The following is a 12,783-nucleotide window of genomic DNA, read 5'->3' on the forward strand; positions in this document are numbered from 1 at the left end:
GCGTTATCGCTGAATTTGAGGCATAAAAAAAGCGACCCGGAGGTCGCTTTTTTCGTTTTGCGCTACGTTGATCAGGCTTCGATCGCCATACGTAATTTCTTCATCGCGTTCTTTTCAAGCTGACGAACACGTTCTGCGGAAACACCGTATTTGTCGGCCAGTTCCTGCAGCGTCGATTTGTTATCGTCGTCTAACCAACGTGCACGGATGATATCCTGGCTGCGTTCGTCAAGACCTTCCATCGCATAGGAAAGTTTGTCGGTCGCGTCCTGATCCCAGTTATCTTCTTCGATGGTTTCTGCAAAGTCAGAACTCTTATCTTGCAGATAGAGCATCGGTGCCATCGCTGCGCCGTCACGTGGTTCATCATCCGGCGTCGGGTCAAACGTCATGTCCTGTGCGGCCATGCGTGATTCCATCTCCAGCACATCTTTACTGGTCACACCCAGTTCGCGGGCGACGTGCTCGACTTCGTCGTGACTGAACCAGCCCAGACGTTGTTTGTTTTTACGCAGGTTGAAGAAGAGCTTACGCTGCGCTTTAGTGGTTGCGACCTTCACGATGCGCCAGTTACGCAGCACATATTCGTGAATTTCCGCTTTGATCCAATGCACGGCAAAGGATACCAGACGCACACCGACTTCCGGATTAAAGCGACGTACCGCTTTCATCAGGCCAATGTTACCTTCCTGGATAAGGTCTGCCTGTGGCAAACCGTAGCCTGAATAGTTGCGGGCAATGTGAGCAACAAAGCGCAGGTGAGACAGGATCAGCTCTTTCGCTGCTTCCAGATCACCGTTGTAATGCAGCCGTTCAGCCAGCGCCCGCTCTTCCTCTGCGGTGAGCATAGGATAGGCATTGGCGGCCCGAACATAGGCTTCCAGGCTACCTTGGGGTACTAATGCTAAAGTGCGCATTTCTTTGGTCATTAAAGCCTCTCATGTATGACGTAATGCAGGTTTTATACCACGTTGCTGCGGGATGATACCGCGACATTGCTGGCCTTAAAGGCGACAACAAAGCAACGCCGAGCCCTTCATATTCGCTGCTCTACGACCACGAATTTTACATAAAGTTCACGGACAGATTCAACAGTCTAAAGACTGTAAGTGACAGACTGACTATTGGATAGTGAATTTGTGCCATTGCAGGGGAAGCAGGAAAATGATGTGGCTGACTGGCCTGAAACCGCTTCCCCCTGATACACAATGACTGAGCAGCAGGGGGACATTATAGCAAATTCTGACTACTGTGGTGTAAATCGCCGTAAATGTTGAACCGTCGCCAGCCAGGCGGCAATCCAGCCAATCATCGCGGAAACGATCAGCAGCAGCAGGCTTTCATCCCAGCCCAGACCGTGCAGGTCAAAGGTCGTGCCGAAGACTTGCGCAACCTGCGTCACCACGCTCTCAAGACGCAGTACCAGGACTTCCGAGAGGATCAGTGACAACAACGCGCCGGTGAAACCAAGCATCGCACCACCGTTGAGGAACGGTCGCAAAATGAAGCCATCGGTCGCACCGATAAGCTTCATGACGTTGATGGTGTCGCGCCGGCTGAAGATACTCAGTCGCACACTGTTACCAATGACGAGGAAGACCGCAATCACCATCAGGATGCCGATCATCGCCGCAATCTGTCCGACCAGACCGGTCAGCGCCGCGAGCCGGGCAAACCAGCTGTCATCCATACGCACTTCATCCACGCCATGCACAGCCGCCACGCGGTCGCGCAAGGTGTTGAGTGTTGCGGCGTCCTGGAAATTCATTTTAGGCGTGATGATAGCCACGGCCGGCAACGGGTTTTGCTCCAGCATATCCATAGCGCCGCCAAAGCCTGACCAGTTGCGAAATTCACCCATCGCTTCTTCGCGGGACAGATAGTTAACTTTATCCACCCCTGCTTCCGTTTTCAGGGTTTTCACCACGTTTTCTGCGGCATCATCATCCAGTGCTTTGTCAAGATACACCGTCAGTTGTGGCGTCGGATACCACTGCTCTGCGGCCGTACTGACGTTCTTCCATACCAGATAACAGACACTCGGCAGCGTCAGGGAAATAGCGATCACCATCACCGTAAGCAGCGTTGCCAGCGGCTGACGCAACATGTCAGCCAGCGCATTCATCCACGCATAGCGCCACTGCTCGCGCCAGCCTCCCTGTAATGCTTTGCTTTTCGCAGCACGGGCGCTTTTTGCGGTTTTCGCCGGGTTCGGACTGTTTGCCATTAGTACACCCCTCCCGACATCCGCCCCTGACTCAGCGTCAGCGTGCGGTAATTACGACGGGCAATCAGACCCACATCATGCGTCGCCATCAGCACGGTGACACCAACACGGTTAAATTCTTCGAATAAGCGCAAAATACCTTCTGATAGTTCACCGTCAAGGTTACCGGTCGGCTCATCCGCCAGCAGCACTGCAGGTTTGTTCACCACTGCGCGGGCAATACCCACACGCTGTTGTTCACCACCGGAAAGCTGGATCGGCAGGTTCTTCGCTTTATCCAGTAATCCGACTTTATCCAGTGCGGCCGACACGCGGCGACGAATATCTTCACTGCTGGCCCCGGAGATGATCAGCGGCATCGCCACATTGTCATAGACCGTACGGTCCATCAGCAAATGGTGATCCTGAAAAATCATGCCGATCTGGCGACGCAGAAACGGCACTTCACTGGATTTCAGGCGGCTGATGTCATGACCGCCAAACAAAATATGTCCGGCACTCGGTCGCTCAATACCGCAAATCAGCTTCAGCAGGGTACTTTTACCCGCGCCAGAGTGTCCGGTCAGAAATGCCATTTCCGCTTGCTGGATGTGAAAGTTGACGCCCTGAAGCGCCTGTCGTCCGCCCAGATAAGCTTTACTGACCTGTTCAAAGCGAATCATCCGTATTAATCCTCTCGGGCAAAAAGTGCCTCAATAAAATCGTCTGCCTTAAAAGGCCTTAAATCTTCGATACCTTCACCGACACCAATGTAGCGGATCGGAATGCTGAACTGATCAGCGATGGCAAAGATCACGCCGCCTTTTGCGGTGCCATCCAGTTTAGTCAGCGTTATTCCGGTCAGTCCGACGGCTTCGTTGAATAATTTGGCCTGACTGACCGCGTTCTGGCCGGTGCTGGCGTCGAGCGTCAGCATAACTTCATGCGGTGCATCTTCGTCGAGTTTCTTCATCACCCGGACGATTTTCTTCAGTTCTTCCATCAGGTGCGCTTTGTTTTGCAAACGGCCTGCGGTATCGGCGATCAGTACGTCGATATTGCGGGCTTTCGCCGCCTGAATGGCATCGAAAATGACGGAGGCGGAATCGGCACCGGTATGCTGCGCAATCACCGGGATCTTGTTACGCTGACCCCAGACTTGCAACTGCTCAACGGCCGCCGCACGGAAGGTATCGCCTGCCGCCAGCATCACAGATTTACCCTGTGCTTCAAACTGGCGCGCCATTTTACCGATGGTGGTGGTTTTACCGACACCGTTCACACCCACCATCAGAATGACATACGGGGTTTTGCCGCTGACATCCAGTGGCTCGTCAACTTTTGCCAGTATTTCGGACATTTCTTCCTTCAGCTTGCCGTACAGCGCATCGGCGTCTTTCAGTTGCTTACGCGAGGCATGCTCAGTCAGTGAAGTGATGATTTTACGGGTAGTTTCGACGCCAACGTCGGCAATCAGCAGCTGTTCTTCCAGCTCCTCAAACAGATCGTCATCGATTTTCTTACCACGGAACAGGCTGACAAAACCGGAGCCCAGATTCTGCTTCGTTTTGACCAGGCTGCGTTTAAGACGGGCGAAGAAACCTTCTTTAGTCGGGCGTTCCTGTTCAGTTTCACCGGCAGGCAGGACGACGATAGGATCCAGCGCCACAGGCAGCGGTTCGTCTACCGCCGTGTTATCGTCAACAGAATCAAGGGTATCCTGACGCTGGTCTTCCGCAATCTCTTCTGCCGATTCAACAAACTCATCTTCAATGACTTTTTCTTCAACAACCTCAGGCTGCGCGGCAACCTGTTCGGTGATGTGAACAATTTCTTGTGCCAGTTCAGCCGAGGCCTGTTCGCGAACCGGTTCCGGTTCAGCTTCCGGCTCTGTCAGCGGCTCAGGCTCAATTTCAGGTTCCGGTTCGATTTCCGGCGCGGGTCCGACTTCCGGTTCTGGTTCAACAACTGGCTCACGTTCAACCGGAACACCCGGTTCTTCAGCAACGGCTGACTCTTCATGCTCAGGCACGGACGCCGGTTGTTCTTCGACAACGGACTGTGCGTCGCGTGTTTCTTCCTTCTGCTGCTCTTCTTCCTGACGGCCACGACCGAACCAGGAGAAGAAACCGCGTTTTTTATCTTTTGCCATTTTACAACGTCACTCCTCGCCGTTAATGACTGGCGAACGGATTATTAATAGGGTTATGGTCAGGCAGTCTATCACTTTCCCCTGCAGGCAACACGCCCGCGTATTGAATTCCGCTGGTTTTTCAATCGACAATGTTAAACATTTGCCCATTGCCCGCACACCGGTAGAATAGCCCTCCAAACGATAAGTAACGAAGCCTGACGGCTTTGGATGACACAAGCGAACTATGGCAAAAAAAACCAACACGCCCGCCGCAGGCCAGATCCGAATTATTGGCGGACAATGGCGCGGACGCAAACTTCCGGTTCCCCACAGCCCGGGGTTGCGACCGACCACCGATCGCGTACGTGAAACGCTGTTCAACTGGCTGGCGCCGGTTTTGCAGGGTGCGCATTGTCTGGACTGCTTTGCAGGCAGTGGCGCACTCGGTCTGGAGGCCTTGTCCCGCTATGCAGCCAGCGCAACACTGCTGGAGTTTGAACGCCCGGTTGCACAACAGTTAGAGAAAAACCTGGCGCTGCTAAACGCCGGTGATGCGAAAGTATTTAACGTCAATACATTGAACTGGCTGGCAAAAGCCGGAAATGCTTTTGACGTGGTTTTCCTCGATCCGCCTTTCCGCAAAGGCATTCTGCAAGACACCCTGAACCTGCTGGAGCACAACCAGTGGCTGGCTGACGAAGCCTGGATTTATGTCGAAACAGAAGCCGAACATGACACTCTGGATGTGCCTGCCAGCTGGCGGTTACACCGTGAGAAAGTCGCCGGACAAGTTGCTTATCGCCTCTACCATCGCGATGTGACGCCTGAAACCGGCTCACCAGAACAGGAGCAGTAAGATGTTGATCAATATTGGTCGGTTGTTGATGTTATGTATTTGGGTGTTTCTGGCGTTTAACCTGATCCACCCGTTCCCGAAGCCGATCAAATACTTTCTGGACGTGGCGATTGTGTTCATGTTCTTCATGCATGGTTTGCAGGTAATGCTGCTTAAAGCCACGCAGGGCAAGGAAAAAGACACCATCGGCCCGTGGCTGCAAACCCGCATCTTCCTGTTCGGCGTCTTCGAACTGATGGCGTGGCAGAAAAAACAGCCGCCGCTGCCAGCTAAAAAGTAATCCCCGCTTTTACGGCGCGCCCTGCGCCGTAAATTCCTCTCATCCTGAACCCACATGCATCAGACCTGCCGTTACGGGGATTTCTGATTGTCGCCGCCATGCTCTCTCTCCTACACTGAAAGCAAGTCCGGGAAAACAGGATGTGTTTTTCTGAAGGCAGACCCTGACATCGGTTTTTATGTTCTGTGCTGAAATATAAAAGGATAAACAATGAGTTGGCCATTCCTCGCTGTATTTTTCTCCGGCTGGTTATTCGTTGATGCCAGCTATCGCGGCCCGCGCTGGCAGCGCTGGGTCTTTAAACCCGTCACCCTGTTATTGCTCCTTTTGCTTGCCTGGCAGGCACCGACACTCAACGTTTACAGCTATCTGATCCTGCTGGGTCTGGCGGCGACGCTGGTGGCTGACGGCCTGTTACTGTTGCCTGAAGAACGCTTTATGTATGCCATCGGTGCGTTCTTCCTGTCGCATCTGCTGTATACGCTGAGTTTTGCCAGCCAGATGACCATCACTTTCTTCTGGCCGCTACCGCTGACGTTGCTGATCCTCGGTGCAATACTTCTTGCCGTGATCTGGACGCGGCTGGCTGAACTGCGATGGCCAGTGACCACTTACATCGCCATGACCCTGCTGATGGTCTGGCTGGCGGGCGAACAGTATTTCGCACGCGGCACCGACATGGCGTTTTCGTTATTCTGCGGCGCGGCGCTGTTACTACTGGGAAATATTCTCTGGCTGGTCAGCCGTTACCGCTTTACCTTCCGCGCCGCTGACGCGCTGGTTGCCGCCTGTTATTTTGGCGGGCACTTCCTGATCGTCCGGTCGCTATACCTGTAAAATATCCCGCCGCGGAACCGTTCTGGTTCCGCTGATAAAATACTTGTTGACCTTAGAGCTGACTCCAGGGTTTACACTGGGAGTCATTCCACTCGGTTCCGAACCGGAGGCTTTATGATCCCACTGCAAAAAAACAACGGCTGTAGCTGCGGATGTCAGGGCAAACGTGCGCCTGCACTGCGTATCAACAAAATCGGCGCTATTGCACAGCCGGGCACCCATCCGGCAGGTTGCTGTAGCGAAAAAGCCACGCTGGCGGTTTCTGCCTGCGCCACGACAGACAGTTGCTGTGCGCCAAAAACAAGTGAGCATTCACACACATCAGACGGCAGCGGCACTGAAGGCTCGCCGGGTGAAGATGACCCCGGAGCACCGCTTTCCGGCAGTCGGCAATACAGCTGGAAGGTGGAAGGCATGGATTGCCCGGCCTGTGCCCGGAAAATTGAAAAAGCGGTTTCCGGCATTCATGGCATCAACCGCGCCAAAGTCTTGTTCGCCACCGAAAAGCTGGTGATTGATGCCGGTTTTGATATCACCCGGAACGTACAGAATGCCGTCACCGCCGCAGGTTTTACCCTGCAATCGCTCGACAAGCCACACAGTAAACCTGCCGCTGAACCTTCCCGTTTCCAGGAAGCGCTGCCTCTGATCGCCCTGTCGGCGCTAATGTTGCTGAGCTGGATTCTCGACCATATCAATCCGCAGGCTGGCAAAATCGCGTTTATCGCCACGACGCTGGTCGGGCTATGGCCGGTACTGCGACAGGCGATTCGCCAGACCCGGGCCGGTTCGCCATTCGCCATCGAAACGCTGATGAGTATCGCCGCGCTCGGTGCACTGTTTATCGGGGCTACGGCCGAGGCGGCCATGGTTCTGCTGCTATTTATGGTGGGTGAACGCCTGGAGGCTTTTGCATCCGGCCGTGCACGCAGCGGGGTAAAAGCGCTGATGGCGCTGATCCCGGATACCGCCGTCCGTATTGTGAATGGTCAATCGGAAACCGTGCCAGTCAGCCGTTTGCGTCCCGGCGATATCATTGAAATCGCGGCAGGTGCACGCCTGCCTGCCGACGCCGTTTTACAAAGCGCCGCCAGTTTCGACGAAAGCGCGCTGACCGGTGAATCAGTGCCTGTAGATCATCTGCCCGGTGAAAAAGTACCGGCGGGCAGCCTGTGTGTTGACCGGCTGGCACACCTCGAAGTGGCTTCCGCACCGGGCAGCAGCGCCATCGACCGCATCCTGCAACTGATTGAAGAAGCCGATGAACGCCGTGCGCCAATCGAGCGTTTCCTTGATACCTTCAGCCGCTATTACACACCGGTCATTATGCTGATGTCGTTGCTGGTGATTATCGTTCCCCCGCTGGCAATGGGGCTGTCTTGGGAGACCTGGATTTACCGCGGGCTGACACTGCTGCTGATTGGCTGTCCGTGTGCGCTGGTGATTTCAACACCTGCCGCCATTACGTCCGGACTGGCAGCGGCCACGCGTCAGGGCGCATTAATTAAAGGGGGTGCAGCGCTTGAGCAACTGGCGCTGATTCAAACCGTTGCGCTGGATAAAACCGGTACGCTGACTGAAGGCAAACCTGAAATCACGAAGATTTTACCGCTGAACGGTGCCAGCGAAGGCGAGGTATTAAGTCTGGCATCTGCGGTAGAAGAAGGTTCGCATCACCCGCTGGCGCAGGCGATTCTGGCCCGTGCAAAAACCAGTAATCCGCTACCGCTCACGGCGCAGGATCGCCGGGCCCTGGCCGGTGCCGGCGTCGAGGGTGTGGTCGCAGGCCGTAAAATTCAGGTGCTGGCCCCGAAAAGTGTCACGCCAAACGGCCTGACGCCGGAAACCTTTGTGCAAATTGCTGACTGGGAATCCACAGGAAAAACCGTCGTCGTGGTATTACAGGAAGGGAATGCGATCGGGCTGATCGCCATGCAGGATCGTCTGCGTGATGACGCGGCCGACGCATTGCAGAAACTCAAAGCACTGGGCGTGTCCGCCGTCATGCTGACCGGCGATAATCCGCGCGCGGCAAAAACCATCGCGGACCGCCTGGGCATTGATTTTCGTGCGGGTCTGCTGCCTGCGGATAAAGTTTCGGCGGTCACCGCGCTGAACGCACAGAAACCGGTCGCCATGGTCGGTGACGGGATTAACGATGCGCCTGCCATGAAAGCGGCGACAATCGGTATTGCGATGGGAAGTGGGACGGATGTCGCGCTGGAAACGGCGGATGCCGCGCTGACGCACAACCGCCTGAGCGGACTGGCGCAGATGATCAGACTTTCACGCGCCACGCGGGCGAATATCCGCCAGAACATTACGATAGCGCTGGGGCTGAAAGCGATTTTCCTGGTGACCACGCTGATGGGTCTGACCGGATTGTGGCTGGCAGTGCTGGCGGACTCCGGTGCAACAGCGCTGGTGACCGCCAATGCGCTGCGGCTGTTGCGCAATAAATCGAAATAAACCACACGGGCTGAGCCATCAGCCCTGTTTTTCCCTCAACCCTTTGCACAGTAAATAACGATACGGCTGATTGTCGGTATCATATGCTAATAACGTGTGTTCCATAAAACGGCAGAAACCGGGAATATCGCGGGTCGTTGCCGGATCATCGGCGATAATCAGCAGTGTTTCGCCATCTTTCATGGTGCGTACCACTTTGCGAACCATCATCACAGGTTCCGGACAGCGCAAACCCAGCGCATCAAGCTGATGGTCGGGATTGATAAAGGGATCGGTCATTTCGTTTCTCTACACTTCTTTGGGCGCAGCAAAGCCTCATAGTTTAACCCGCTGGATTTCACACGCAACATACAGGGCTCATTGCGCTAAAATTAACCGCCGGCCCTGTTGCGCAAACGGTGCGCAAACAGTTACTATGCGCGCCGCAAACAGCTAACGCCCCTGCGGTTTCAAGAATGCAGGGTATTTGGGTTCCCTCACCCCAATCAACTAAAAAGGTCACATATATGTACTCCTTTACTGCTCAGCAGCGGTTCTCCGCGCTGATATGGCTTTCGCTATTCCACATTGCCATCATCACCTCAAGTAACTATCTGGTTCAGCTGCCCGTTTCCATCTTTGGTTTTCATACCACCTGGGGCGCGTTCACTTTTCCGTTTATTTTTCTGGCCACCGATCTGACTGTCCGCATCTTTGGTGCACCGCTGGCACGACGGATTATTCTGTCCGTGATGGTGCCCGCACTGGCCATTTCCTATGTCATCTCAGCGTTATTCTTTGAAGCGCAATGGCAGGGCATGGGAGCACTCAACAGCCTGAATATCATGGTTGCCCGTATCGCCACCGCCAGTTTTATGGCGTATGTGCTGGGGCAAATTCTCGATGTTCACGTGTTTAACCGCCTGCGCAAGCACCGCCGCTGGTGGATAGCGCCGGTCGCCTCAATGTTCCTCGGCAATATCAGCGACACGCTGTCCTTCTTCTTCATCGCCTTCTACAAAAGCAGCGATGCCTTTATGGCTCAGCACTGGGTAGAAATCGCGATGGTGGATTACACGTTCAAAGTCCTGATCTGTCTGGTGTTCTTCCTGCCGATATACGGCATGCTGCTTAACATGCTGCTTAAACGTTTGTCAGCAAAGGGAAACACTCCGCATTCTGCCGTCAGCGCGCATTAAACCCGGTCGCCGGTAAGACACAAATCGCGCCATAATCTGACTTGCATTTGTGGCCTGAATAGGTTGCCATAAAGGCTGTTAAGTCAACATGTAAGCCTGGTGAACAGGCCACTTAAGGAAGCCCGATGCGTAATATCGCGAAAATGATGGGAATGGCAGTACTGATCGCCGGTCTGGCTGCGTGTGACGGTAAGTCGACCGATGCACCGGCCACAGATAAAGGTGCACCGGCGGCCGCAGCGACGGCGGCGACCACACCAGTCAGCCTGCTGGATGGCAAAGTCACCTTCTCCCTGCCGCAGGGGATGAGCGATCAGAGTGGTAAGCTGGGCACTCAGGCCAATAATATGCACGTGTATGCAGACAGTACCGGCCAGAAAGCAGTGATCGTCATTTTGGGAGATAACACCCCCGAATCACTGGACGTTCTGGCGGGTCGTTTACAGGATCAGCAAAAAGCGCGTGATACCAATCTGCAGGTCGTCACTAATAAATCTATTCAGGTGAACGGCCAGACGTTGCAGCAATACGACAGCGTGATCACTTCTGCCGGTCAGAAAGCCTATTCGTCTATCGTTTTGGGCAAGGTCGACAGCCATTTGCTGACCCTGCAAATTACCCTGCCTGCGGATAATCAGCAGCAGGCACAAACCGATGCAGAAGCCATTATCAGTACCCTGAAAATTCAATAAATTCAGGGGTGATGGAAATATCAGGCGGGGCTCAGGCTCCGCCTTTTTTGCTTTGTGCTGTTACCCAATCTCACAACCCCGCCCGACTGCAATAAAAATGTAACATTTCCGTCATAAATCACAGTCCGTTTGTGCGCGAATAACTAACATGATGTTCGTTATAGAACACATTGGCCCAGCCATTTCCCCATGGCTCATGATGAGTCGGACCTGATTTATGCCATCGGAGGCATGTATGCTCAGTATCTTCAAACCCGCGCCCCACAAAGCTCCTGTTGATGAGACTCACGTCGATCCGCTGTACCGCCGCCTCCGCTGGCAAATATTTATGGGGATTTTCTTCGGTTATGCGGCCTACTATCTGGTGCGCAAAAACTTCGCACTGGCGATGCCTTATCTGATTGATCAGGGCTTCTCACGGGGTGACCTTGGTTTTGCGTTGTCCGGGATTTCCATCGCCTACGGCATCTCAAAATTCATCATGGGTTCGGTGTCGGATCGTTCGAATCCGCGCGTCTTTCTGCCTGCTGGCCTGATCCTGGCCGCCGCAGTGATGTTATTCATGGGCTTCGTGCCGTGGGCAACGTCAAGCATCGCCATCATGTTTGTCTTGCTGTTTCTGTGCGGATGGTTCCAGGGAATGGGCTGGCCACCGTGCGGACGTACTATGGTGCACTGGTGGTCACAGAAAGAACGCGGTGGCGTGGTATCGGTATGGAACTGCGCACATAACGTCGGCGGCGGCATTCCTCCGCTGCTGTTTCTGCTGGGTATGGCGTGGTTTAACGACTGGCATGCGGCGCTGTATATGCCTGCTTTCGGCGCCATCTTGCTGGCGGTATTTGCCTTCATGACCATGCGCGATACGCCGCAGTCCTGCGGTCTGCCGCCGATTGAAGAATACAAAAACGATTACCCGCCGGACTATGTAAAAGAATCTGCTGAGCAGGAACTGACGGCGAAGCAGATTTTCATGCAATACGTTTTGCCGAATAAATTGCTGTGGTACATCGCGCTGGCCAATGTCTTTGTCTATTTGCTGCGTTACGGCATTCTGGACTGGTCGCCGACGTATCTGAAGGAAGTGAAGCACTTCGCGCTAGATAAATCTTCCTGGACGTATTTCCTTTATGAATACGCAGGCATTCCCGGCACCCTGTTGTGCGGCTGGATGTCGGACAAAGTCTTCAAAAGTAATCGAGGCGCAACCGGCGTGTTCTTTATGGTGCTGGTCACCCTCGCGACCGTGGTGTACTGGCTCAATCCGGTCGGCAATCCGGGCATTGATATGGCCTGTATGATCACCATAGGCTTCCTGATTTACGGGCCGGTAATGCTGATTGGTTTACATGCGCTGGAACTGGCACCGAAGAAAGCAGCCGGCACGGCCGCCGGCTTTACCGGACTGTTTGGATATCTTGGCGGCTCGGTCGCGGCCAGCGCCATTGTGGGTTATACCGTGGATTACTTTGGCTGGGACGGTGGCTTTATCGTGATGATTGCCGGTTGCGTACTGGCCGTTATTCTGCTGCTACTGACCATGCTCAGTGAAAACAAACATAAGGCGCAGCTGGCAAAAAGTACCTGACGTTGGGTTTATCTTCGTCGAAAGGCACCGAAAGGTGCCTTTTTTACGCGCCATCCGGGAGAATCCGCTTGCCCGTTACATCAAACAATAAAATGCTGGTGGCATTAAACCCGAACCTGAGTGGCGTATTTTTAGCAAAGGAGAGCTGTTTCGATGACTTCATTTTCAGGATATGTTCGCCAAAGCGCGCATAGACCAGCGTTATTGCCTCGGCGCGATGCTGCTCGACCTGAATAATCCGTTCAACATCCTCGCCAAGTCTTCAGTACCGCTGTTACAGCCGGAAGCGATTTATGAAAAAGAGGGATTTTTTGGCAACGTGGTGTTCACCTGCGGCGCCTTGCTGGAACAGGAGATGCTGAAAATTTATTATGGGGCAGCCGATGAGTGCATTGCGCTGGCAACAATGCCGCTCAATGCTTTGTGGGGGCATCTCGGCCTGCCAGCGTGAGTGTGGCAGAAATTCACGGCAACGGCGGATAAAAACAGCCTCGACACCGGCACGTTAGGCTTCAGCGACATCGGTAATAAAGCAGCAGATGC

At 54.1% G+C, this 12,783-nt stretch carries 12 protein-coding genes and 1 pseudogene; 8 read left to right on the plus strand and 5 right to left on the minus strand.

Annotation, left to right across the window (positions count from 1 at the left end):
• Positions 1–71: 71 nt before the first annotated feature.
• The 4 genes from rpoH to ftsY form a co-directional block, all read right to left on the minus strand.
• Entirely contained in the window at positions 72–929 is an 858-nt protein-coding gene (gene rpoH, locus ETV65_RS21960; protein ID WP_015699086.1) for an RNA polymerase sigma factor RpoH, read from the minus strand.
• Between the two features lie 317 nt (positions 930–1,246).
• A complete protein-coding gene (ftsX, locus tag ETV65_RS21965; protein ID WP_129955184.1) occupies positions 1,247–2,227 on the minus strand; it encodes a permease-like cell division protein FtsX in 981 nt (326 codons plus the stop codon).
• Complete coding sequence (ftsE, locus tag ETV65_RS21970; protein ID WP_013577472.1) at positions 2,227–2,889, minus strand: cell division ATP-binding protein FtsE; 663 nt, start codon at positions 2,887–2,889, stop codon at positions 2,227–2,229. Before ftsE ends, ftsX begins: the two co-directional genes overlap by 1 nt.
• A 5-nt stretch (positions 2,890–2,894) precedes the next feature.
• Positions 2,895–4,358, minus strand: a complete 1,464-nt coding sequence (ftsY, locus tag ETV65_RS21975; protein ID WP_129955185.1) for a signal recognition particle-docking protein FtsY — start codon at positions 4,356–4,358, stop codon at positions 2,895–2,897.
• Between the two features lie 226 nt (positions 4,359–4,584).
• On the opposite strand from ftsY, the gene rsmD reads away from it, so the two are divergent.
• The 4 genes from rsmD to ETV65_RS21995 all read left to right on the plus strand — a co-directional run bounded on the left by rsmD (position 4,585) and on the right by ETV65_RS21995 (position 8,782).
• Positions 4,585–5,196, plus strand: coding sequence for a 16S rRNA (guanine(966)-N(2))-methyltransferase (gene rsmD / locus ETV65_RS21980; protein WP_129955186.1), 612 nt, complete (start codon positions 4,585–4,587; stop codon positions 5,194–5,196).
• Between the two features lies 1 nt (position 5,197).
• Positions 5,198–5,476: a DUF1145 family protein gene (locus tag ETV65_RS21985; RefSeq protein WP_129955187.1), complete on the plus strand. Its 279-nt coding sequence runs from the start codon at positions 5,198–5,200 to the stop codon at positions 5,474–5,476.
• Positions 5,477–5,686: 210 nt separating this feature from the next.
• Positions 5,687–6,313, plus strand: coding sequence for a lysoplasmalogenase (locus tag ETV65_RS21990; protein ID WP_129955188.1), 627 nt, complete (start codon positions 5,687–5,689; stop codon positions 6,311–6,313).
• A 114-nt stretch (positions 6,314–6,427) separates the two neighbouring features.
• A complete protein-coding gene (locus ETV65_RS21995) occupies positions 6,428–8,782 on the plus strand; it encodes a zinc/cadmium/mercury/lead-transporting ATPase (protein WP_129955189.1) in 2,355 nt (784 codons plus the stop codon).
• Between the two features lie 18 nt (positions 8,783–8,800).
• Here the strand turns inward: ETV65_RS21995 and tusA are convergent, their stop codons facing one another.
• Positions 8,801–9,061, minus strand: coding sequence for a sulfurtransferase TusA (gene tusA, locus ETV65_RS22000; RefSeq protein WP_129955190.1), 261 nt, complete (start codon positions 9,059–9,061; stop codon positions 8,801–8,803).
• 227 nt (positions 9,062–9,288) lie between these two features.
• Between tusA and ETV65_RS22005 the strand changes: the two genes are divergently transcribed.
• From ETV65_RS22005 to ETV65_RS22025, 4 genes and pseudogenes are all read left to right on the plus strand, one after another.
• Positions 9,289–9,960 carry a 7-cyano-7-deazaguanine/7-aminomethyl-7-deazaguanine transporter gene (locus ETV65_RS22005; protein WP_129955191.1) on the plus strand — a complete coding sequence of 224 codons (672 nt, stop codon included), beginning with the start codon at positions 9,289–9,291 and terminating at the stop codon, positions 9,958–9,960.
• A 125-nt stretch (positions 9,961–10,085) separates the two neighbouring features.
• Complete coding sequence (locus ETV65_RS22010) at positions 10,086–10,652, plus strand: DcrB family lipoprotein (protein ID WP_129955192.1); 567 nt, start codon at positions 10,086–10,088, stop codon at positions 10,650–10,652.
• Positions 10,653–10,887: 235 nt separating this feature from the next.
• Positions 10,888–12,240, plus strand: a complete 1,353-nt coding sequence (gene glpT / locus ETV65_RS22015; protein WP_129955193.1) for a glycerol-3-phosphate transporter — start codon at positions 10,888–10,890, stop codon at positions 12,238–12,240.
• A 196-nt stretch (positions 12,241–12,436) separates the two neighbouring features.
• Positions 12,437–12,691: pseudogene (locus ETV65_RS22025) on the plus strand (glycosidase); the annotation flags it as partial.
• Between the last annotated feature and the right edge of the window lie 92 nt (positions 12,692–12,783).

It is taken from the genome of Rahnella sp. RFA10(1/100) (assembly GCF_004195115.1).
Classification (GTDB): Bacteria; Pseudomonadota; Gammaproteobacteria; order Enterobacterales; family Enterobacteriaceae; genus Rahnella; species Rahnella perminowiae.